The 22,663-nt window shown below is 55.4% G+C and carries 19 protein-coding genes and 7 tRNA genes; 2 read left to right on the top strand and 24 right to left on the bottom strand.

Annotation, left to right across the window (positions count from 1 at the left end; translation table 11 throughout):
* Positions 1 to 19: 19 nt before the first annotated feature.
* The 4 genes from nadD to leuS are packed head-to-tail and all read right to left on the bottom strand — an operon-like array spanning position 20 to position 4,914.
* Positions 20 to 700 (bottom strand): nicotinate-nucleotide adenylyltransferase, encoded by a 681-nt coding sequence (gene nadD / locus PGH32_RS02040; RefSeq protein WP_337893057.1) that lies wholly within the window; start codon positions 698 to 700, stop codon positions 20 to 22.
* A complete protein-coding gene (holA, locus tag PGH32_RS02045) occupies positions 690 to 1,724 on the bottom strand; it encodes a DNA polymerase III subunit delta (protein WP_337893058.1) in 1,035 nt (344 codons plus the stop codon). Before holA ends, nadD begins: the two co-directional genes overlap by 11 nt.
* Entirely contained in the window at positions 1,721 to 2,317 is a 597-nt protein-coding gene (gene lptE, locus PGH32_RS02050) for an LPS assembly lipoprotein LptE (protein WP_314418208.1), read from the bottom strand. The genes holA and lptE overlap by 4 nt, the downstream gene beginning before the upstream one ends.
* Before the next feature lie 14 nt (positions 2,318 to 2,331).
* Entirely contained in the window at positions 2,332 to 4,914 is a 2,583-nt protein-coding gene (leuS, locus tag PGH32_RS02055; RefSeq protein ID WP_337893059.1) for a leucine--tRNA ligase, read from the bottom strand.
* A 227-nt stretch (positions 4,915 to 5,141) separates the two neighbouring features.
* Here leuS and PGH32_RS02060 point away from each other — a divergent pair, with 227 nt between their 5' ends.
* Positions 5,142 to 5,624 (top strand): zinc ribbon-containing protein, encoded by a 483-nt coding sequence (locus tag PGH32_RS02060; RefSeq protein ID WP_314418204.1) that lies wholly within the window; start codon positions 5,142 to 5,144, stop codon positions 5,622 to 5,624.
* 86 nt (positions 5,625 to 5,710) lie between these two features.
* Here PGH32_RS02060 and PGH32_RS02065 read toward each other — a convergent pair whose 3' ends face one another.
* The 9 genes from PGH32_RS02065 to miaB all read right to left on the bottom strand — a co-directional run bounded on the left by PGH32_RS02065 (position 5,711) and on the right by miaB (position 15,099).
* Positions 5,711 to 6,436: an amino acid ABC transporter ATP-binding protein gene (locus tag PGH32_RS02065; protein ID WP_314418202.1), complete on the bottom strand. Its 726-nt coding sequence runs from the start codon at positions 6,434 to 6,436 to the stop codon at positions 5,711 to 5,713.
* Positions 6,437 to 7,114: a glutamate/aspartate ABC transporter permease GltK gene (gene gltK / locus PGH32_RS02070; RefSeq protein ID WP_314418200.1), complete on the bottom strand. Its 678-nt coding sequence runs from the start codon at positions 7,112 to 7,114 to the stop codon at positions 6,437 to 6,439.
* Positions 7,114 to 7,854 (bottom strand): amino acid ABC transporter permease, encoded by a 741-nt coding sequence (locus PGH32_RS02075; RefSeq protein WP_337893060.1) that lies wholly within the window; start codon positions 7,852 to 7,854, stop codon positions 7,114 to 7,116. Before PGH32_RS02075 ends, gltK begins: the two co-directional genes overlap by 1 nt.
* A 194-nt stretch (positions 7,855 to 8,048) precedes the next feature.
* Complete coding sequence (locus PGH32_RS02080) at positions 8,049 to 8,972, bottom strand: amino acid ABC transporter substrate-binding protein (protein ID WP_337893061.1); 924 nt, start codon at positions 8,970 to 8,972, stop codon at positions 8,049 to 8,051.
* A 458-nt stretch (positions 8,973 to 9,430) separates the two neighbouring features.
* Positions 9,431 to 10,972, bottom strand: coding sequence for an apolipoprotein N-acyltransferase (lnt, locus tag PGH32_RS02085; RefSeq protein ID WP_337893062.1), 1,542 nt, complete (start codon positions 10,970 to 10,972; stop codon positions 9,431 to 9,433).
* Positions 10,973 to 10,979: 7 nt separating this feature from the next.
* The gene (gene corC, locus PGH32_RS02090) at positions 10,980 to 11,858 is read right to left on the bottom strand and encodes a CNNM family magnesium/cobalt transport protein CorC (RefSeq protein ID WP_314418194.1); all 879 of its coding nucleotides are present in this window, start codon (positions 11,856 to 11,858) and stop codon (positions 10,980 to 10,982) included.
* Positions 11,859 to 11,941: 83 nt separating this feature from the next.
* Positions 11,942 to 12,409, bottom strand: a complete 468-nt coding sequence (gene ybeY / locus PGH32_RS02095; protein ID WP_314418192.1) for an rRNA maturation RNase YbeY — start codon at positions 12,407 to 12,409, stop codon at positions 11,942 to 11,944.
* Complete coding sequence (locus tag PGH32_RS02100; protein WP_314418190.1) at positions 12,406 to 13,470, bottom strand: PhoH family protein; 1,065 nt, start codon at positions 13,468 to 13,470, stop codon at positions 12,406 to 12,408. Before PGH32_RS02100 ends, ybeY begins: the two co-directional genes overlap by 4 nt.
* 204 nt (positions 13,471 to 13,674) lie before the next feature.
* A complete protein-coding gene (gene miaB / locus PGH32_RS02105) occupies positions 13,675 to 15,099 on the bottom strand; it encodes a tRNA (N6-isopentenyl adenosine(37)-C2)-methylthiotransferase MiaB (protein ID WP_314418188.1) in 1,425 nt (474 codons plus the stop codon).
* 179 nt (positions 15,100 to 15,278) lie between these two features.
* Here miaB and ubiF point away from each other — a divergent pair, with 179 nt between their 5' ends.
* Positions 15,279 to 16,457 carry a 3-demethoxyubiquinol 3-hydroxylase gene (ubiF, locus tag PGH32_RS02110; protein WP_337893063.1) on the top strand — a complete coding sequence of 393 codons (1,179 nt, stop codon included), beginning with the start codon at positions 15,279 to 15,281 and terminating at the stop codon, positions 16,455 to 16,457.
* Between the two features lie 132 nt (positions 16,458 to 16,589).
* On the opposite strand, the gene PGH32_RS02115 is transcribed toward ubiF, so the two are convergent.
* The 11 genes from PGH32_RS02115 to nagA all read right to left on the bottom strand — a co-directional run bounded on the left by PGH32_RS02115 (position 16,590) and on the right by nagA (position 22,618).
* Positions 16,590 to 16,664 (bottom strand) — tRNA-Gln (locus PGH32_RS02115).
* A gap of 68 nt (positions 16,665 to 16,732) precedes the next feature.
* A tRNA-Gln gene (locus PGH32_RS02120) sits at positions 16,733 to 16,807 on the bottom strand.
* A 6-nt stretch (positions 16,808 to 16,813) separates the two neighbouring features.
* A tRNA-Met gene (locus tag PGH32_RS02125) sits at positions 16,814 to 16,890 on the bottom strand.
* Between the two features lie 28 nt (positions 16,891 to 16,918).
* A tRNA-Gln gene (locus tag PGH32_RS02130) sits at positions 16,919 to 16,993 on the bottom strand.
* A 54-nt stretch (positions 16,994 to 17,047) separates the two neighbouring features.
* Positions 17,048 to 17,122: transfer RNA gene (locus PGH32_RS02135), tRNA-Gln, on the bottom strand.
* A 26-nt stretch (positions 17,123 to 17,148) separates the two neighbouring features.
* Positions 17,149 to 17,233: transfer RNA gene (locus tag PGH32_RS02140), tRNA-Leu, on the bottom strand.
* 11 nt (positions 17,234 to 17,244) lie between these two features.
* Positions 17,245 to 17,321 (bottom strand) — tRNA-Met (locus PGH32_RS02145).
* Between the two features lie 219 nt (positions 17,322 to 17,540).
* Positions 17,541 to 19,205 carry an asparagine synthase B gene (asnB, locus tag PGH32_RS02150; protein ID WP_314418184.1) on the bottom strand — a complete coding sequence of 555 codons (1,665 nt, stop codon included), beginning with the start codon at positions 19,203 to 19,205 and terminating at the stop codon, positions 17,541 to 17,543.
* Between the two features lie 266 nt (positions 19,206 to 19,471).
* A complete protein-coding gene (locus PGH32_RS02155) occupies positions 19,472 to 20,224 on the bottom strand; it encodes an HAD-IIA family hydrolase (RefSeq protein WP_314418182.1) in 753 nt (250 codons plus the stop codon).
* Positions 20,225 to 20,241: 17 nt separating this feature from the next.
* Entirely contained in the window at positions 20,242 to 21,462 is a 1,221-nt protein-coding gene (nagC, locus tag PGH32_RS02160) for a DNA-binding transcriptional regulator NagC (RefSeq protein ID WP_337893064.1), read from the bottom strand.
* A gap of 7 nt (positions 21,463 to 21,469) precedes the next feature.
* The gene (gene nagA, locus PGH32_RS02165; RefSeq protein ID WP_337893065.1) at positions 21,470 to 22,618 is read right to left on the bottom strand and encodes an N-acetylglucosamine-6-phosphate deacetylase; all 1,149 of its coding nucleotides are present in this window, start codon (positions 22,616 to 22,618) and stop codon (positions 21,470 to 21,472) included.
* Between the last annotated feature and the right edge of the window lie 45 nt (positions 22,619 to 22,663).

The raw sequence follows: 22,663 nt of genomic DNA on the forward strand, positions 1-22,663 counted from the left end.
GGGCTGATGCCCTGAAAAATTAGCGGCGAAGTATAGCATGCGGATTCGGGTTCCGATATAAACCCTCGCGCATGATAAATTCACTGACCGACGACGGTAGCAAATCGGCATCCGACCGGCCCTGATGGAGCCGTTCGCGGATTTCCGTCGCGGAAATGGAAACCAGCGGCGTGTCGGCAAGCAGAATGTGACCCGCCGGTTTTTGGTGTAGTTCCTCTGGCCGGTCGGTCAGATGCTGCTCCAGCCAGTGCTGCTGTTCCGGCGTGTCCATTGTCTGACTGTATCCCGGGCGTCTTAGTACCAGCAGATGGCACAGCGACAGCAAATCCTGCCAGCGATGCCACTTGTGCAGGGAAAGCAGGGAATCCTGTCCGATGATGAAGGCCAGCGGCTGGTCAGGTCCGCGCTCCTGACGAAGTTCGTCCAGCGTATCAACCGTAAACGAGGGCGTATCCCGCCGCATTTCCCGCAGATCGAGACTGAATAACGGATTGCCGGCAATCGCCAGCCTGACCATCTCGATTCGCTGCGCGGGAGACGCTTCCGGCTGCGGGCGATGGGGAGGAACGTTGTTGGGCAGCAGCGTCACGTTTTGCAGCCCGACCCGTGCCGCCAGAGCTTCAACGGGCTTCAGATGACCGTAGTGAATCGGGTCGAACGTGCCGCCGTACAGCGCATGAAGTTGACTGTTATCCGGCATCACAAAAGCTCGTCGGGAAGGCCGGATGACAAAGCAGCAGCGCCAGCGTTTCCAGTTCGGACCACACAGACTGGCCGTAATCCTGCTTGAGCGTGAGTTCGATGCGCGCCAGCAGATGAATGCCCTGAGTCAGGGTTGCGGGTGACAGCCGCTGTAGCGCCTCGCTGAACAGCGCCCGGCGGTTTTGCCACACGCGATGCTGATCGAACAGCGTGCGCATCGGGGTCTGCGCCATCTGGCGCTTCAGCGTTGCCAGCAGCAGCAGATCGCGCTGCAGGGTACGCAGCAGTATCACCGGCTCACTGTCTTCATTGCGCATCTGGCGCAAAATATGAAGTGCGCGCTTACTTTTCCCGGCAAGCAGGGCGTCAACCCAGTGATAAGGGGTGAAGTGCGCCGAATCGGTCACCGCCTGCTCAACCCGCGGCAGCGTCAGCTTTCCGTCCGGCCACAGCAGGGCCAGCCGCTCAAGCGCCTGCGAAAGCGCCAGCAGATTGCCTTCGTAGCAGTAGCAAAGCAGGTGGCTGGCGGCCTCGTCGAGCGTGAGCTGCATTTTTTTTGCCCGGGCGCTGACCCAGCGCGGCAGCTGCGCCTGTTCCGGCGTCTGGCAGGGGATCGTGGCACCCTGGTGGCTTAATGCCTTGTACCAGGCGCTGTTTTCCTGCGCTTTGGTGAGTTTTGCCGCGCGAAGTATCAGTAATATATCGCTGTGCAGCAGACCCGAGAGCGTCAGTAGCTGCTCGTTCATCGCCGCATTGGGACCGTTCTCCGGCAGGATCAACAGCAGCGTCTGGCGGGTAGAAAACAGGCTGAGTTCCTGACAGGTGGCAAAAATTGCCTGCCAGTCAGTACTGGTATCCAGCGTAGCACTGTGGTGCTCGGTAAAGCCCTGCTGCTGCGCGGCGTCACGGATGACATCCTGCGACTCCTGCAGCAACAGCGGCTCGTTACCGCTTAATAAGTAGCAGGCGCGCAGCCCTTCACGGAGCTGCGCGCCAAGCTGTTCAGGATAAATCCTGATCATCGGGTGTAGGAATCGTCCGACACTGCATTATTGGAATGCAGGTGATCAACCGATGACGGCGTATGATCCAGCGTGTTAATCGATGAATCATTCTCCGCCGCATGGACCGTCAGCAGCTTGCGAACCAGCTGCTGAGATGCCTGAGTACGCATTTCACTAATGATAATCTGCTGTTCTGAATCTTTTGCCAGTGCGGCCAGCGGGTTATCAAAGAATGAACGATAAACGGTTGTGCTGATCGGGTAGATACCTTTATTCGGTACCAGTACCTGAGCGCTCACGACCATCATCATCGAGTATTCAGCGGTTTTACCGTCCTGGAAGATAGACGCGGTATCACGAGTGATGCGTTCACCCTGAAGTCGCAGCGACGGCACTTCGGTATTATTGTCCGTGCTATCCAGGATCTTAACATCATTCAGACGCAGCTGTTCGCGCACCGAACGTGCCAGCGGACCGTAAGGATCTGACGTATCCAGCACCAGCGTTTTCATTTCCGCCGGAACCGATGTGGTACCGCGGAGATGGTAGCCACAGCCAGCGGTGATTAACACCGCCAGGCCAACAAGCAGAGAGACTATCGGATGTCGCACAATTCCTCCTGACATCAACCCACAACCAGGTTAAGCAGTTTACCCGGGACGTAAATAACTTTACGAATGGTAACGCCGTCGAGATATTTCGCCACCAGATGTTCCTGTGCCGCACGCGCCTGCACCTGCTCCTGGGTTGCGTCGGCGGCAACGGTAATTTTACCGCGAACCTTGCCGTTGACCTGCACAACCACCAGCAGCGAGTCTTCAACCATCGCTGACTCATCAGCCTGTGGCCACGGGGCATTGTCCACTTCGCCTTCACCGCCCAGCGCCTGCCACAGTTCGAAGCTGGCGTGCGGGGTAAACGGATACAGCATACGAACAACGGCCTGCAGCGCTTCCTGCATCAGTGCGCGGTCCTGTGCCGTTTCCTGCGGGGCGCGAGCCAGCTTGTTCATCAGCTCCATAATTGCGGCAATCGCGGTGTTAAAGGTCTGACGACGACCGATATCATCGCTGACTTTGCTGATGGTTTTATGCAGATCGCGACGCAGCGATTTCTGATCGTCGTTCAGTGAGTCGATATCCAGCGCTTCGGTGGCGCCTTTTTCACTGTGTTCGAAGGCCAGTTTCCAGACGCGCTTCAGGAAGCGGTTCGCCCCTTCAACGCCGGATTCCTGCCATTCCAGAGTCATATCCGCCGGAGAAGCAAACATCATAAACAGACGAACGGTATCCGCACCGTAGCGCTCAACCATCACCTGCGGGTCGATGCCGTTGTTTTTCGACTTCGACATCTTGCTCATGCCCGCGTAAATCAGTTCGCGGCCTGCGGCATCCGATGCTTTGGTAATACGACCTTTTTCGTCGCGCTCAACGGTCACATCGACCGGAGAAACCCAGTTACGCTCGCCGTTGTTGCCGGTGTAGTAGAAGGCATCGGCCAGCACCATACCCTGGCACAGCAGGCGTTTGGCCGGCTCGTCGGACGTCACCAGACCCGCATCGCGCAGCAGCTTGTGGAAGAAGCGGAAATAAAGCAGGTGCATGATAGCGTGCTCAATCCCCCCAACGTACTGATCGACCGGCAGCCAGTAGTTGGCAGCGGCCGGGTCCAGCATGCCTTTATCATAGTCCGGGCAGGTGTAGCGTGCGTAATACCAGGACGATTCCATAAAGGTGTCGAACGTGTCGGTTTCACGCAGCGCAGGCTGGCCGTTAACCGTAGTTTTGGCCCACTCAGGGTCCGCTTTAATTGGGCTGGTAATGCCATCCATCACCACGTCTTCCGGCAGGATAACCGGCAGCTGATCTTCCGGAGTTGGCATTACGGTGCCGTCTTCCAGCGTCACCATTGGAATTGGTGCACCCCAGTAACGCTGACGGGAGACGCCCCAGTCTCGCAGACGGTAGTTCACTTTACGCTCGCCGACGCCTTTCTCAGCCAGCTTGTTGGCAATGGCGTTAAAACCGTCTTCAAACGACAGACCGTCAAATTCGCCGGAGTTAAACAGCGTGCCTTTTTCGGTCATTGCCGCCGCGCTCAGGTCCGGCGCTGTGCCGTCTGCAGCCAGAATGACCGGCTTCACGGTCAGGCCGTATTTGGTAGCAAATTCCCAGTCGCGCTGGTCGTGGCCGGGGACCGCCATCACCGCACCGGTGCCGTATTCCATCAGCACAAAGTTTGCCACCCATACCGGAACCTGCTCGCCGGTCAGTGGATGCACCGCAAAGCGGCCGGTGGCCATGCCTTTTTTCTCCATGGTGGCCATATCCGCTTCGGCAACCTTGGTATTACGGCATTCAGCAATAAAGTCAGCCAGCGCCGGGTTAGTGGCCGCTGCTGCAGCCGCCAGCGGATGGCCCGCGGCCACGGCCAGGTAGGTCACACCCATGAAGGTATCAGGACGCGTGGTGTAAACGCTGAGTTTCTCTTCGCTGTCCGCAACGTTAAACTCGATTTCCACCCCTTCAGAGCGGCCAATCCAGTTACGCTGCATGGTTTTAACCTGCTCAGGCCAGCTTTCCAGCGTGTCGAGGTCGTTCAGCAGTTCGTCAGCGTAGGCGGTGATTTTCACAAACCACTGCGGGATCTCTTTACGCTCAACTTTGGTGTCGCAGCGCCAGCAGCAGCCATCAATCACCTGCTCGTTGGCCAGCACCGTCATATCGTTCGGGCACCAGTTCACTGCCGAGGTCTTTTTATAGACCAGACCTTTTTCGTACAGCTTGGTGAAGAACCACTGTTCCCAGCGGTAGTACTCAGGCTGGCAGGTTGCCAGTTCACGGCTCCAGTCGTAGCCAAAGCCCAGCAGCTTCAGCTGGTTCTTCATGTAATCGATGTTGGAGTAGGTCCACGGAGCCGGGGCGGTATTGTTTTTTACCGCTGCGCCTTCCGCAGGCAGACCAAATGCATCCCAGCCGATCGGCTGCAGCACGTTTTTACCCAGCATGCGCTGGTAGCGAGAAATCACATCACCGATGGTGTAGTTTCGCACGTGGCCCATATGTAGGCGGCCAGAAGGATAGGGCAGCATTGAGAGGCAGTAATACTTCTCTTTACCTTCCTCTTCGGTCACTTTGAACGTTTGCTTCTCATCCCAGTGTTTCTGGACGTGGGATTCTATCTCTTCCGGGCGGTATTGCTCTTGCATGGCTGCCAGTGGTCCTTTTTGAATAGCGCTAAGCTTATTTCTGATTTCATTAAGATCCGCATAGCATAGCTGATCCCCCCCCAACGCAACAACAGTAAGCGAGCGGCGAGGCGGCATTTCTCTTTAAGCTGGAAGCGCTGCGGCAAATTTGTACAATGAAAAGCCGGATCCTTTGTACAGGAACTAGAATGATAGGGAAATGCTTTCGTTATCAATAAGGAGAGTCTATGAACAAGGTTGCTCAGTACTATCGCGAGTTTATTTCATCCTTAACAAAGCGTCTGGAGCAGGGCGAGCGAGACATTGACGCCCTGGTAGACAGCGCGCGGCAGCGGATGAATAACCGTGGCGAACTGACCCGCAGCGAAATTGATGACGTGACGCGTGCGGTTCGCCGCGATCTGGAGGAGTTTGCCCGCAGCTACGCTGAAAACGAGCAGGAGCTTGGCGACAGCGTGTTTATGCGGGTGATCCGGCAGAGCCTGTGGAAAGAGCTGGCCGATATTACCGATAAAAGCCAGCTTGAGTGGCGTGAGGTGTTCCAGGATTTGAATCACCACGGGGTTTATCAAAGTGGTGAAGTGGTCGGGCTGGGAAATCTGGTCTGTGAGAAATGCCATTTTACCCGCGCGATTTATACTCCCGAGGTGTTAACCCGCTGTTCGTCGTGTGGGCACGATCAGTTCCAGCGCCAGCCTTTTGAGCCATAAGCGCCGGCCTGAACGGGGACAGGGCGGTATCCGGATAAAGTTAAAAGCGTTTTCCGGATACCGTTGTTTACTGATGAGAAGCCAGCTTAATGCAGGATTTTCGCCAGGAACTCTTTTGCGCGCTCAGACTGTGGGTTGTTGAAGAAGTCATCTTTCGGTGAATCTTCCACAATTTTACCTTCATCCATAAAGATCACCCGGTTGGCCACTTTGCGGGCAAAGCCCATCTCGTGGGTCACCACCATCATCGTCATTCCTTCGTTAGCCAGTTCAACCATCACATCCAGCACTTCGTTGATCATTTCAGGATCCAGTGCCGAGGTGGGTTCATCAAACAGCATGGCGATGGGATCCATACAGAGCGCACGGGCGATGGCCACGCGCTGCTGCTGACCGCCGGAGAGCTGTCCCGGGAATTTGTTGGCATGAGCCCCCAGACCGACGCGCTCCAGCAGCTTCAGCCCTTTCTGACGCGCCTCATCTTTATTACGCTTGAGCACTTTTACCTGCGCCAGAGTCAGGTTTTCAACGATGGACAGATGCGGGAACAGCTCGAAGTGCTGGAACACCATGCCAACGCGCGAACGCAGCTGTGCAAGATTGGTGCGTTTATCATTCACCGCCGTGCCGTTGACTTCAATTGTACCCTGCTGGATAGGTTCCAGACCGTTGACGGTTTTAATCAGGGTAGATTTGCCGGAGCCGGATGGGCCACAGACCACCACCACTTCACCTTTCGTCACTTCCGTTGAGCAGTCGGTCAGCACCTGAAATTGACCATACCACTTAGAAACATTTTTCAGGGTAATCATTTAAGCAGTCCTTTTTTTCTTTAAATAACTGACCAACAGCGAAGCACTGAGGCTGATAACGAAATAAACCGCTCCGGCAAACAGCACCATTTCAATTTCCGTACCGTTATTAATACCGATGGTATCCGCGGTACGGAAGAAATCGGCCAGGCTCAGAACGTAAACCAGCGAGGTATCCTGGAACAGGACGATGCCCTGAGTCAGCAGCAGCGGCACCATGGCGCGAAACGCCTGAGGCAGAATGATCAACTGCATTGACTGCCATTTTGTCATCCCCAGCGCCAGTGCGGCGTTGCCCTGACCACGGGCAATGCTGAGGATACCGGCGCGGATAATTTCAGAGTAGTACGCGGCTTCAAACAGGGAGAAGGCCACCATCGCGGATATCAGACGGATGTCCGTTTTTGGCGACAGCCCCAGCACCTGCTGCAGGAAGCTCGGCACAACCAGATAGAACCACAGCAGCACCATTACCAGCGGCACTGAACGGAACAGGTTGACGTACAGACGGGCAAACCAGCTGACCACGGTAATAGACGACAGCCGCATCACCGCCAGCAGCGTGCCCCAGATGATGCCAAAAATCACCGCGGTCACGGTGATTTTTAGCGTAACAAGCATACCGTTCCACAGATACGGCAGGTTAGGAACAATGGTGCTCCAGTCAAATTCGTACATTATTTTCCTCCCGTGTTGCCGGGCAGGCGCACTTTACGTTCAACCAGACTCATCAGCAGCATAATGACCGCATTAATCGCGATGTAGGCCAGGGTGATCGCCGTAAAGGATTCGTAGGCGTGCGCGGAGTAATCCAGTAGCTTGCCTGCCTGCGCCGCCATGTCTACCAGTCCGATGGTTGATGCGATCGCCGAGTTTTTCACCAGGTTCAACATCTCAGAGGTCATTGGCGGCACGATGACGCGATAGGCATTAGGCAGCAGGACGTAACGGTAGGTTTGCGGCAGCGTCAGCCCCATGGCGAGGCCGGCGTTTTTCTGCCCTGACGGCAAGGACTGAATGGCGGCGCGAACCTGCTCGCAGACGCGCGCGGCGGTAAACAGCCCCAGGCAGAGGACCGAACAGGTGAAGAACTGAATATTGGGGTCCAGCTCCGACTTGAACCACATGCCGATGCTTTCGGGCAGCAGTTCCGGAATAACCAGATACCAGATAAAGAACTGAACGATCAGCGGTACGTTACGGAAAAGCTCAACGTAGCAGGTGCCCAGCATAGACAGCCAGCGGTTTGGCACGGTGCGCAGAATGCCAAACAGTGAACCCACCAGCAGGGCGATTATCCAGGCGCAGACTGAGACGGCGACGGTGACCTGGAAACCAGACCATAGCCAGCCAAGGTAGGTGGTATTACCGAACGGGGCCTGTTGCAGGAAGATTCCCCAGTTCCAATCAATAGACATAAACGACTCCGGTAAAAAAAGGGTAGCGACTGCTACCCTGAAGATTGATGAGAGGCCCTGATGTATGCGACGGGGAACGACCGTTTTATACCTTAACCAGGCCGCGTGGCTTAACTGCCACATCGGGCTGGCCGTGTCTGTCCGGGCCTGTGTTCAACAATCGTAGGGCAGCAGGCTGCCCTTTATTTTCGTTATTAATTCATTGCCTTGTCGTTAGGAGACTTGAACAGCGCTTTCATGTCGTCTGACAAATCGAAGTCCATGGTCATGTTTTTTGGTGGGATTGGCTGCTTAAACCATTTATCGAACCATTTCGCCGCTTCGCCGGAAGTCTGCGCCTGCGCGATGGTGTCATCCATCAGCTTCTTAAATTCGCCATCACCCTTGCGCAGCATGCAGCCGTAGGCTTCGTGTGACTGCGGTGTACCGAGAATTTCCCAGTTAGACGGTTTCTTGGCTTTCGCACGTTCACCGGCCAGCAGAGCATCATCCATCATAAAGGCCACGGCACGCCCGCTTTCCAGCGTACGGAATGAGTCGCCGTGATCTTTGGCGCTGATGATGCGCATTTCCATTTTCTTCTCGTCATTCAGCTTGTTCAGCAGAATTTCAGAAGTGGTGCCGGAGGTGACTACGACGCTTTTCCCTTTCAGATCGGCGAAGTCTTTAATCGGGCCACCTTTTTTTACCAGCAGGCGGGTACCGACAACGAAGATGCTGTCAGAGAAGGCGGCCTGTTTCTGACGTTCCAGGTTATTGGTGGTTGAACCGCATTCGAAGTCATAGGTGCCGTTTTGCAGCAGCGGGATGCGGTTCTGAGAGGTGATTGGCAGCAGCTTAACCTGCAGGTCAGGCTTGTTGAGTTTCTTTTTGACCGCTTCAACGATGGCGTCGGAATACGCCTGAGAATAACCCACCACTTTTTGCTGATTATCGTAGTAGGAGAACGGGACGGATGATTCACGGTGGCCCACGACGATCACGCCGTTTTTAGCGATTTTTTCCAGGGTCTGAGTTTGTGCATCTGCTGCCTGCGGTGCCGCAGCTTCTTCAGCCTGGGCAATACCGGAGGCGAAACCCGCCAGTGCAAGGCAAAGCCCCAGTTTCCGTAATTTCATGTTCCAACTCCTTTGCTGTTGTGGCGTTAATTACACTACGCCTGCGTGATGTTGTGTGTATTTCCAGCTGTTTATCTGTTTTTTGTACAGCGGTTAACGTGGTCTTTCTCAAATAACATAGCCGAATGTTAACGGCAGGATACGAAAAAGTTTTCTTTTTGCGAGTCATGCCGCACCAATATGACGCTGAATATCTCCACTCGCCCCGTAAAGGTGCGCGAGGTGCGCCATTATGGTGCATTCGGTGTTTCATCATGACTTCACTGAGGGCGACGCACGTTTTCACGGAAATATTTTGCAATCATCGTGCCAACGGCGGCTTTTTAACAAAACTGCAGCATAAACGGCGAACCGCGTGAAGGACGCAGGGGCAGGGGGTAGGGAGCAGGGCAAAGAAAGAGAGCGGCCTGAATCAGGCAAAAAAAAGGAGCCAGCGCACAGGCTGGCTCCGGACTGGGTTAACGCACCGATCGGCGAGCACGCAAGCAGCACACGCCACCCACCGCGGCGAAGAGCAGCGAGATAAACCACACGCCCCAGTTACCAATACGCGCGTAAGGCGTCAGGCCGGAAGTCGGCGTGACGTTGGCAGACAGCACCTCAGCGGTAAATTGAGGAATCATCTGGCTGATATTCCCTTTGGCATCAACGATGGCCGTTACGCCATTATTGGTGCTGCGCAGCAGCGGGCGACCGAGTTCCAGCGCACGCATCTGCGCCATTTGCAGATGCTGCCATGGGCCAATGGAATGGCCAAACCAGGCATCGTTAGAGATAGTTAGCAGGAAGTTAGTATCCGGCCGGAAATTATCCCGCACCTGCTGGCCCAGTACGATCTCGTAGCAAATCGCGGCCGTCAGATTAAAGCCCGCCACTTTGAGCTGCGGCTGAACGTAACTGCCACGGCTGAAAGAGGACATCGGCAGGTCGAAGAACGGAGCCAGCGGGCGAAGCAGCGATTCCAGCGGGACGAACTCACCGAACGGCACCAGATGGTTCTTCTGGTAGCGGTTGCCGCTGAAGTAGTTGTAAGGCTCCGGTCCGCCCAGCACGATAATCGAGTTGTAGTCGTGGTAGCGATTATTTTCCAGCCGAGAGTCAACAATGCCGGTAATCAGGCTGCTGCCCCCGCTGCGAAGCTGCTCGTCAACCTCTTTCAGGAACGGCTGCTGGCGCGTTTCCAGATCGGGAATGGCCGACTCAGGCCAGATAATAATCGGCGCTTTACCAACGTAGGGGCGGCTGAGCGCGGTGTAGGTTTTTAGCGTATTAACCAGCTGGTTAGGATCCCACTTCATCGATTGCTCGATATTACCCTGCACCAGCGCAACATCGACAGCGCGCTCCGGTAAGGGCTGGAACCAGTTGATCAGGCGCAGCGGCCACGGCAGTAAAAGCAGAGCCAGCGCGATAATGCCGGCACTCCAGCGGCGCTGATGGACGGCGAAGACCAGCAGGCCTGCAATTACCATCAGCAGGAAGGTGATGCCTTCCACGCCGACCAGCGGGGCCAGCCCTTTAAGGGGGCCGTTGATCTGGCTGTAGCCGAACTGGAGCCACGGGAAGCCGGTTAAGATCCAGCCGCGCAAAAACTCCGTTGCCTGCCACAGAACCGGTGCCACCAGCACCAGACGCAGCAGCGTGGCCTGACGGAACAGGCGATTCAGCAGGGTGGTGAACAGCATCGGGTACAGCGACAGATAGGCCGCCAGCAGAACCACGAGGAAGATATTGACCGGGCCGGGCATACCGCCAAAGGTGGCGATGCTGACGTAGACCCAGTTAATCCCGCTGCCAAACAGGCCGAATCCCCAGACGAAACCAATTGCACAGGCCTGGCGCGTGGTGCGGTTCAGCGTCAGTGCCTGCAGTCCGATTAAGGACACAAGGGCGGCTGGCCAGAAGTCGTATGGGGAGAAAGAAAGGGTGCCAGCGGCACCCGTTAACAGCGCCAGCAGCAGGCGAACCCGCTGGCGCTGGAAAATTGAAGCAATTGCCATAAGGTCATTACTCTTCCAGAGTGGGCTGTGGCGAGTTTTCCGGAACCCTGACGTGGACCTGGATAATGCGGCGGCTGTCGGCCATCGCAACTTTAAACTGATAGCCGTCTATCTCGATGCTCTCTCCGCGTGCCGGGAGGTGGCCGAAGCCCTGCATCACCAGCCCACCAATGGTATCCACTTCTTCATCGCTAAAGTGGGTGCCGAAGACTTCATTAAAATCTTCAATCGGGGCCAGCGCGCGAACGGTATAGGTATGACGACTCAGCTGACGGATATCACGATCTTCTTCATCGTCATATTCATCCTCAATCTCACCGACAATCAGTTCGAGAATATCTTCGATGGTCACCAGGCCGGAAACGCCGCCAAACTCGTCAATGACGATGGCCATATGGTAGCGCTGGGAGCGGAATTCTTTCAGCATGCGGTCAACACGCTTACTTTCCGGCACCACAACGGCCTGGCGCAGGACTTTTTCAATACTGAACGGCTCGGACTCGCTGCTCATAAATGGCAGCAGATCCTTGGCCATCAGGATGCCTTCAACATGGTCCTTGTCTTCACTGATCACCGGGAAGCGCGAGTGGGCTGAGTCAATAATCACCGCCAGACACTCCTCAAGCGACATATTGCGCTTCAGGGTGACCATCTGGGAACGGGGGATCATAATGTCGCGTACACGCTGCTCGGCGATATCCATCACCCCCTCCAGCATGTCCCGGGTATCCGGATCGATCAGTTCGTTCTGCTCGGAATCGCGGATTAGCTCAAGCAGGTCATCACGGTTTTTAGGCTCACCGTGGAACAGCTGGTTGAGGATCAGGCTAAAAAATCCCTTTTTACTACTGGGACTGTCGTTATTCTGTGAATGGTCATCGCTCATGGCGTTTTTGAGTTAGTCTCTCTGTTAAGGGATCGGCTGCCCCCGCAGGGGCAAGGCGTACAGCAAGCTGGATACGCCAGGACTTATTCTTTCTCCGAAATGTACGGATCGGGATAGCCAAGAGCAAGCATTATCTCGGTCTCCAGCGATTCCATCTCTTCGGCTTCATCATCTTCGATGTGATCGTAACCTAATAAATGCAGGCTGCCGTGGATCACCATGTGCGCCCAGTGCGCCTCCAGCGCTTTCTCCTGCTCCTGCGCTTCCTGCTCAACAACCTGACGGCAAATAATCAGATCGCCCAGCAGGGGCAGTTCAATGCCCGGCGGCGCTTCAAACGGAAAAGACAGCACGTTGGTTGGCTTGTCCTTACCGCGATACGTATGGTTTAACTCATGGCTTTCCGCTTCATCCACCACGCGAATGGTGACTTCACTTTCCGGCTGGAACTGCGGCAGCACCGCTTCCAGCCAGCGGCGGAAATCAGCTTCAGCCGGTAATCCCTGTTCGCTTTCACAGGCTAACTGCAGGTCAAGAATGACTGTACTCATTTGCTCTCCTGTGAAGCGGCCTGCTGCAGGGCAAGCGCTTCACGTTTACGTTCTTCTGCCAGGGCATCGCGTCGTTTTTGATCGGCGCTTTCCCAGGCTTCATAGGCAATAACAATGCGGGCAACGACCGGATGGCGCACCACGTCTTCGCTGTGGAAGAAGTTGAAGCTCAGTTCCGGTACGTCAGATAACACTTCAATCGCATGGCGCAGGCCGGATTTCAGATTACGCGGCAGGTCGATCTGCGTAACGTCACCGGTGATCACCGCTCGCGAGTTGAAGCCGATACGGGTCAGGAACATCTTCATCTGTTCGATGGTGGTGTTCTGGCTCTCATCCAGAATGATAAAGGCATCGTTGAGCGTACGGCCGCGCATGTAGGCCAGCGGAGCCACTTCGATAACGTTGCGCTCAATCAGTTTCTCTACGCGCTCAAAGCCCAGCATCTCAAACAGGGCGTCATACAGCGGACGCAGGTAGGGATCGACCTTCTGGCTGAGATCGCCGGGAAGAAAGCCCAGCTTCTCGCCGGCTTCCACTGCCGGACGGGTCAGCAGAATACGGCGGATCTCCTGACGCTCAAGCGCATCTACCGCAGCGGCCACCGCCAGGTAGGTTTTACCGGTACCCGCAGGGCCAATGCCAAAGGTCACATCGTGGTCAAGAATGTTGGCAATGTACTGCGCCTGATTAGGCGTACGCGGCTTGATAACGCCACGCTTGGTCTTAATGTGAATCGCCTTGCCAAAATCGGGTACGCTCTCCGCGGTCTGCTCCAGCACCCGGCTCTCTTTAATTGCCAGATGAATCTGTTCCGGGTCGATATCCGGGATGTGGCCACGCACGGGGGCGGTATCCACATACAGATCGCGCAGGATATCCACGGCGGCATTAACGCAGAGTGCCCGGCCTACCAGCTTAAAGGCATTATCCCGGCGGTTTATTTCAATCCCAAGACGGCGCTCCAGCTGCTTAATATTGTCATCGAATGGGCCACAGAGGCTCAGCAGTCGGGTGTTATCGGCCGGGTCTAAGGTAATTTCACGTGTTTCAATATTCAAACTAATCCTTTGGGTCACTCAGGGCCAGGTTGAGAAAAGTGGATTTCACCGACTTAAACGCCAGTGCCATAAGGGAATTATTTATGGCGAGGCGCAAAGGTGCAAGCGTCTCAACCGATATTTGGGCTGAGATTTCAGAAACCAACCGTCGTTGCATGAAATAATGCGGCGAACTGGAAGCCTCGCCGCATTTTAAGAAGGGGATCAGGGCTGGAAAGATCCTACGCCCAGCTCGTTTTCTTTGCGGGTACGGGCAATGACCGAGGCAGGGGACTCATTGATGCGCAGGCCCATCTGTTCTTCACTGCGCAGCAGCACGCCGCGCAGAGAGTTGGCGTAAATATCGACAATTTCAACATCGACAAACTTGCCGATATGTTCAGGCGTGCCCTCAAAGTTGACCACTCGGTTGTTTTCCGTACGGCCGGACAGCTCCATCACATTTTTACGCGAGGTGCCTTCCACCAGAATCCGCTGAACGGTGCCGAGCATGCGGCGGCTCCACGCCATCGCCTGCTGGTTAATGCGGTCCTGCAAAATATACAGGCGCTGTTTCTTCTCTTCTTCCGATACATCGTCCGGCAGGTCGGCGGCGGGCGTACCGGGACGCGCAGAGTAGATAAAGCTGAAACTGACGTCGAAGTTGATATCGCCAACCAGCTTCATGGTCTGCTCAAAATCGGCCTGGGTTTCGCCAGGGAAGCCGATGATAAAGTCGGAACTCATCTGAATATCTGGACGGGCGGCCAACAGTTTACGCACGATCGCCTTATATTCCAGTGCGGTATGTGAACGCTTCATCAGCGTCAGGATGCGGTCCGCACCGCTCTGAACCGGCAGGTGCAGGAAACTGACCAGCTCCGGCGTATCGCGGTAGACGTCAATAATATCGTCGGTGAACTCGATCGGGTGGCTGGTGGTAAAACGAAGGCGATCGATACCATCAATGGCCGCTACCAGACGCAGCAGTTCGGCAAAAGTACAGATTCCGCCATCGTAAGTTTCGCCCCGGTAAGCGTTAACGTTTTGCCCCAGCAGATTCACTTCCCGCACGCCCTGCGCGGCCAGCTGGGCGATCTCAAAGAGAATATCATCCGACGGGCGGCTAACCTCTTCACCGCGCGTATAGGGCACCACGCAGAAGGTACAGTACTTGTTGCAGCCTTCCATAATTGACACAAACGCGGTAGGGCCGTCCGCGCGCGGTTCCGGCATGCGGTCAAACTTCTCGATTTCCGGGAAGCTGATGTCAACGACCGGACTTTTGGTGCCGCGAACGGTGTTGATCATTTCCGGCAGGCGGTGCAGGGTCTGCGGGCCAAACACAATATCCACGCAGCTGGCGCGCTGACGAATATGCTCGCCCTCCTGCGATGCCACACAGCCCCCGACGCCGATAATGACGTCAGGACGGGCTTCTTTCAGCTTTCGCCAACGGCCAAGCAGATTGAAAACTTTTTCCTGAGCCTTTTCGCGAATCGAACAGGTGTTGAGCAGCAGTACGTCAGCGTCTTCCGCCTCTTCGGTCAGGGTGTAACCGTGGGTGCTGTTTAACAGGTCTGCCATTTTGGATGAGTCATACTCATTCATTTGACAGCCCCAGGTTTTAATATGCAGTTTTTTTGTCATCGACTTGCCATTTGTCATGCAGAAAAGAGTGCTGGGCGCGTATCCTGTTGTTTCGCGACCAGTGAAACTGAGGTAACGGGGTTAAAATCCGGTACACTTACTAACTATCAGGATACCAGAATTCGCCCGGCGAGGTGTAGCCGTAGAGCATGATTGGCAACGTCGGTGAAGGAAAAATAATGACAGAAAATGAGCAGAGGGTAGATGTCGCCATCGTCGGTGGTGGCATGGTGGGGGCCGCGCTGGCCAGTGGTCTGGCGCAGCATGGATTTGAGGTAGCGGTACTGGAGCAGGAAGCCCCTGCGGCATTTGACCCGGCCAGCCCTCCTGACTTACGTATCTCGGCCATCGGTGCTGCCTCCGTCGCCTTACTCAGGCAGCTTGACGTCTGGCCTGCGGTCAGCGCTATGCGCTGCGTGCCTTATCGCCGGCTGGAAACCTGGGAGTGGCAGGCGGCTCAGGTTTCGTTTGATGCCGCCTCACTCGGGCTGCCGGAGCTCGGCTATATGGTGGAGAACAACGTGCTGCAGCGTGCGCTGTGGCAGCGTCTGCAGCAGCAGCCCGTGCGGATGATGTGCCCTGCACGGCTGCAGGGTCTGCAATCCGTCAACGGGGGCTGGCAGCTGACGCTGGACGATGGCCAGCGGCTGAATGCGCGCCTGGTCATTGGCGCCGACGGGGCCAATTCGCAGGTTCGCCAGATGGCCGGGATAGGGATTCGCGGCTGGAACTATGCCCAGTCGTGTATGCTGATCGGCGTGCGCTGTGAACAGGATGCGGGTGATACCACCTGGCAGCAGTTCACCCCACAGGGACCGCGTGCTTTCCTGCCGCTGTTTGATAACTGGGCATCGCTGGTCTGGTATGACAGCCCGGCGCGTATTCGCCAGCTGCAGGCGATGCCGCTCCCCCAGCTGCAAAAAGAAATTGCTGCACATTTCCCGGCGCGATTAGGCAAAGTGACCGCCGTGGCTGCCGGATCGTTCCCGCTGGTGCGCAGGCACGCCATCGACTACGTTAAGCCCGGCCTGGCGCTGGTGGGCGATGCGGCCCACACCATTAATCCGCTGGCCGGGCAGGGCGTGAATCTCGGCTATCGTGACGTCGATGCGCTGACTAACGTGCTGAGCGCATCGCGGCTGCGTGCGGAGGACTGGGCTTCTGAAGCGGTGCTGCTGCGCTATCAGCGTCAGCGCCAGAAAGATAATCTGCTGATGCAGAGCGGGATGGATCTGTTCTATTTCGCCTTCAGCAATCAGCTGGCTCCGTTAAAAATCGTTCGCAATCTGGGCCTGATGGCGGCACAGCATTCGGGCGGGCTGAAGCGTCAGGCCCTGCGTTACGCGCTGGGGCTGTAGGTCAAAACCGGGTAGGTTAACAGCCTGCCCGATAGGATCGTGGCGCGGCCCGTTTTGATTCCGGGGTGTGTGACTGGAATGAGATAATAAGCAGACGTAAAAAAGCCCGCTTTAGCGGGCTTTTTTACTATGTGGCTGGGGTGCAGGGATTCGAACCCCGGAATGCTGGTATCAGAAACCAGAGCCTTACCACTTGGCGACACCCCAATTTTTACTGCGACTGGCGAACCAGGCGACTTTTACTTTGCGACTTATAACAACCAGCCGTCTTTATATGGCTGGGGTGCAGGGATTCGAACCCCGGAATGCTGGTATCAGAAACCAGTGCCTTACCGCTTGGCGACACCCCAAAAATTTGGTGGCTACTACGGGAATCGAACCTGTGACCCCAGCATTATGAGTGCTGTGCTCTAACCAGCTGAGCTAAGTAGCCGTACTTTACTGCTTTACTACTTTCTGACTGGCTGGGATACCTGGATTCGAACCAGGGAATGCCGGTATCAAAAACCGGTGCCTTACCGCTTGGCGATATCCCAATGTCCGCATCACGATAACGTGACAGTCAGAACTAAACATCTTACTACAAAAACTGGCTGGGGTACCTGGATTCGAACCAGGGAATGCCGGTATCAAAAACCGGTGCCTTACCGCTTGGCGATACCCCATCCTTGCTGCAAACCTTTGTCGGAAATGGTGCGGGAGGCGAGACTTGAACTCGCACACCTTGCGGCGCCAGAACCTAAATCTGGTGCGTCTACCAATTTCGCCACTCCCGCGCAAAAAGAAGTGGTGGCTACTACGGGAATCGAACCTGTGACCCCAGCATTATGAGTGCTGTGCTCTAACCAGCTGAGCTAAGTAGCCTTCTTTTTTTGCGTAACCTTCATCGGCGTTGCGGGGCGCATTATGCGGAGTTAGCCCAAAAGCGTCAACTGGTTTTTTCCCGTTTTTTGCCATAAACGTGTTGTTTGCATGGCTTGTGACCATTATGTCGATAAAATCAACAAATTCTGAGGCTAAACAGCATTCTGGCAAAAAAAAACGGGCCATTAAGGCCCGTAAGTCGTTGTGAAACGGTAAGGATTAGTAGGCTGCCTGATGCACGCCAACGGCACGTCCTGACGGATCGTCCATGGTTTTGAACGCTTCGTCCCATTCGATGGCTTTAGCCGACGAGCAGGCTACTGATGGGCCGCCAGGCACGCATTCAGCCGCGCTTGGGACCGGGAACAGCTCTTCAAAGATTTCACGGTACAGATACGCTTCTTTAGAGGTCGGCGTGTTGTACGGGAAGCGGAAGTGCGCGGTTTGCAGCTGCTGGTCGGTAATCTGCTCTGCGGCCACTTCTTTCAGGGTATCAATCCAGCTGTAGCCCACACCGTCAGAGAACTGCTCTTTCTGGCGCCATGCAACGCTTGCCGGCAGGTAGGATTCAAAACACTCGCGCAGGATGTGTTTTTCCATTTTGCCGTTGCTACCGCACATTTTGTCTTCCGGGTTGATGCGCATCGCCACATCCAGAAATTTTTTGTCCAGGAACGGTACGCGAGCCTCAACGCCCCATGCGGACATCGCTTTGTTAGCACGCGCACAGTCAAACATGTGCAGGGCATGCAGTTTACGCACGTTCTCCTCATGGAATTCCTGCGCGTTCGGTGCCTTATGGAAGTACAGGTAGCCACCGAAGACCTCATCTGCGCCTTCGCCAGACAATACCATCTTGATGCCCATCGCTTTGATCTTGCGTGACATCAGATACATTGGGGTAGAGGCACGGATGGTCGTTACGTCATAGGTTTCAATGTGATAAATCACATCGCGAATCGCATCCAGACCTTCCTGCACGGTGAAATGAATTTCATGGTGCACGGTACCCAGATGTTCGGCCACCGCTTTTGCGGCTTTCAGATCCGGTGAACCTTCCAGACCCACAGCGAAAGAGTGCAGCTGTGGCCACCAGGCTTCGCTCTTGTCGTGATCTTCTACGCGCTTGGCGGCAAATTTCTTGGTTACCGCTGAAATGATGGAGGAGTCCAGACCGCCGGACAGCAGCACGCCATAAGGGACATCTGACATCAGGTGGCTTTTCACGGATTCTTCCAGCGCGCTTTTCAGAGCCGCTGCATCGGTGGTGTTGTTAGCCACGGCGGCATAGTCAAACCAGTCGCGCTGCCAGTAGCGTTTGATCTCACCGTCGGTGCTGGACATATAGCTGCCCGCCGGGAACTCTTTAATCGTGCGGCAAACCGGCACCAGCGCCTTCATTTCAGAAGCAACATACAGGTTGCCGTGCTCATCGTTGCCCATATACAGCGGAATGATACCGATGTGGTCACGGCCGATCAGCCAGGTTTTTTTCTCAGTGTCGTACAGAATGAAAGCGAACATTCCCTGCAGTTCATCCAGGAAGTCGATACCTTTTTCCTGATACAGGGCAAGGATCACTTCACAGTCGGAATCCGTCTGGAATTCGTAACGATCGCTCAGTTCAGCGCGCAGTGCCTGATGGTTGTAGATTTCGCCGTTAACCGCCAGTACGTGGGTGTGCGCGGCGTTGTACAGTGGCTGTGCGCCATTGTTAACGTCAACGATCGACAGACGCTCGTGGGCGAGGATGGCATAGTCATCGGCATAAATGCCGGACCAGTCCGGGCCACGGTGGCGCATCAGTCGAGAAAGCTCCAGCGCTTTCTTACGCAGTTCAGTAGGATCGGTTTTCAGATCGAGTACACCAAAAATAGAACACATACACAGCTCCCTAAACGACTACCTTGCGGTATTGATATTGGTTTGAGGCGAGAGTTGCCGCCTGATGTATAAGAAAATGCGCTAACAGAGCAGACTATGCAAGCAATTTAGCCAATACCTGAAAAATTGCCCGTCGACTTGGCTGGATCTTTAGAGAATATGCAATAAATTGGCGTTTTTATTGATGAATCATCAAAAAGTGGCAAAAATCGGCTGAATTTTGCGCGGTGCAGGAAGACAAAGCCCGGCGCTGGCCGGGCTGAGGATTAAAATATGTCGATATCCGCAACGGAGGGGTAAACCCAGGTAGGGCGGAACGGCATGGCATCAATATCGCTCAGGCTGGACACGCCGGAAAGGACCAGTATGGTTTCCAGCCCGGCCTGGAATCCGGCCAGAATATCGGTGCGCAGGTTGTCGCCAACGATAACCGTTTCCTCTGAATGGGCCTGCATCTTGTTCAGCGCGGCGCGCATAATCCACGGGCTGGGCTTACCCACGTAAAAAGGCTGCCGCCCGGAGATGCGCTCAATCCCCGCGCACAGCGCGCCGCAGGCAGGGGAGTGGCCGTGACCGTGGCTGTCCGGATTAGTGGCAATGAAACGCGCGCCGTTGGCCACGAAGAACGCGGCTTTATGCATCATGTCCCAGTTAAAGGAGCGCGTTTCTCCCACGATCACAAAGTCCGGGTTTATATCGGTAATGGTAAAACCTGCCTTGTACAGCTCATGGATCAGCGCACCTTCGCCCACGACGTAGGCTTTTTTCCCTTCCTGACGTTTCAGAAAATCGGCGGTCGCCATGGCGGAGGTGTAAAACACGCTGTCCGGGAGGTCGATCCCGGCAGACGCAAAGCGGTTGGCCAGATCCATCGCAGTTTGAGAAGGATAGTTAGTCAGCACCACCAGCGGCATATGATTTTCCATGATCCGCAGCAGGAACTCGCGCGCACCGGGCACGGCGGTATTGTCATGCATTAATACGCCGTCAATGTCACAGATTACGTTTTTAATCGTCATGCACTTACTGTCCTTCATTACGCTTCTAAAAGTCGCTGAAGCAGGATGCCATTCAGCATGGCCCGTTTTGCCAGCGCAAAAGCCCCAATTGCCGAGCGATGATCGATCTCTGAACGCACGACCGGCAGGTTTTTGCGGAACGCCTTCAGCGCCTGAGTATTAATGCAGCTTTCAATAGCGGGCAGCAGAACTTTATCGGCCTCGGTTATCTCACCGGCGATAACCACCTTCTGCGGATTAAACAGGTTAATCGCAATCGCAATCGCCTTACCCAGGTGGCGGCCCACATGCTCAATCACTTCGGCGGCCAGTGCATCACCCCGATTGGCGGCACTGCAGATATGCTGGATCTGGCAATTATCCAGGCTCAGGCTGCTGGGATAACCTTGCGTGAGCAGGTGACGTACGCGATTTTCAATCGCGCTGTTAGCGGCGATAGTTTCCAGGCAGCCGAAATTACCGCAGTGGCAGCGTTCTCCGAGTGGATCAACCTGAATGTGTCCCAACTCGCCGACGTTGCCGTTGCTGCCGAGGAAAATATGGCCGTTGGCAATAATCCCCGCCCCCGTTCCGCGATGAACGCGCACCAGAATGGAGTCTGCGCAGTCGCGAGAGGCACCAAAATAGTGCTCTGCCAGCGCCAGACTGCGAATGTCATGGCCCACAAAGCTGGTGACGTTGAAGCGTTTTTCAAGGTTAGCAACCAGCGGCCAGTGGCTGACGCTGATATGCGGCATATAGCGGATAACGCCGTTTGTCGGGTCGACCAGGCCGGGAAGGATGACCGAGATAGCGATGAGTTCGCGCAGCTTGCGCTGATGCTGCTCATGGAAGCTGGCAATCGCATTAAACAGCGCGTGCTCCAGCGTTTCCTGGCTGCGCTCTGGCAGAGGATAGTGCTCCTCCGCCAGGGATTTTCCACTGAGATCAAACAGGGTCAGCGTGGCATCATTGCGCCCGAGGCGAACGCCAATCGTATTGAATCCGCGGGTTTCGCTCACAATGGATATTGCCCGGCGACCGCCGGTGGAAGCCTGCTGCTCAACTTCTTTAATCAGCCCACGCTCAATTAACTGTCGGGTGATTTTGGTTACGCTGGCGGGTGCAAGCTGGCTGTGTTCAGCAATCTGAATGCGCGAGATGGGTCCCTGCTGATCGATAAGCCGGTAAACGGCCGCGCTGTTCAGTTGTTTAACAAGATCAACATTCCCAATTTGGGCCTGGCCGCCAGTGGTCATTAAATATCTACTCGCTAAAGACCTCGTTACCGTTAACGATGGTCCGGGTGATTTTATAATCGCGGGTGAATACCGTCAGGTTAGCCACTTTTCCGGCTTCAATTGAACCTAACTGGTTATCAACCCCCATTGCACGGGCCGGATAAAGCGTCGCCATACGCAGTGCCTCATCCAGGGCGATGCCAACATGTTCGACGCTGTTCTCAACAGCTTCAATCATTGTCAATGCAGAACCACTCAGTGTTCCGTTTTCATCCACGCACAGCCCGTTACGATAGTATATTGTTTTACCAGCAAAAATGAACTGGTCAATATCAGCCCCAGCCGGCGCGGTGGCATCGGTGACCAGCACCAGCTTGTCGCCTTTGATGCGTTTTGCGTTCCGAATATTGGCAAAATGAACGTGTAAACCGTCGGCAATGACGCCGCACCAGACGTCCGGAGAATCAAACAGCGCGCCAATTAAACCGGGTTCACGACCGGAGGTAGTTGGCATGGCGTTATAAAGGTGGGTGGCGAAGCTGACGCCCGCGGAGATGCCGCTGCGGGCTTCATCATAGGTGGCATGAGAGTGACCAGCGGAAACGACGATCCCGGCCGCGCGCAGCTGGCGGATGACTTCCGCTCCCACTTTCTCAGGGGCCAGCGTAATTTTGGTAATGACGTCCGCATTTTCGCAGAGGAAGTCGACCAGCGCTTTATCCGGGGCACGGATCAGGGCCGGATTATGCGTGCCCTTTTTCAGCGGATTCAGCCATGGCCCTTCCAGGTGCAGGCCCAGCGCCTGATTGCTGTTTTGCGCCAGCCAGGCTCGCATGACTTCAACCGCGCGCTTCATCAGCTCGTCGGTGCTGGTGATCAGCGTCGGCAGAAAGCTGGTACAGCCGGATTTTTCATTGGCCTTCTGCATGATGCTCAACGTTTCTACGCTGATTGCCGCAGGGTCGTCATTAAACTGCACGCCGCCGCAGCCGTTAAGCTGCAGGTCGATAAAACCCGGCGCAATAATGGCGCCGCGGACGTCGCGGATTTCAATGCCGGCAGGCAGCTCGCCCTGTGGGCAAATACGGTCGATCAGGCCATTTGCGATCACCACCGCATGCCCGTCGAGGACTTCATGGCCGGTGTAGATACGACCCTGAGTTAACGCATACATAGTCATTCTCCTGACTTTTGTTACTGATACCATCCGACCGGCGTA

Origin of the sequence: Erwinia sp. SLM-02, assembly GCF_037450285.1 — a bacterium.
Lineage (GTDB): Bacteria > Pseudomonadota > Gammaproteobacteria > Enterobacterales > Enterobacteriaceae > Erwinia.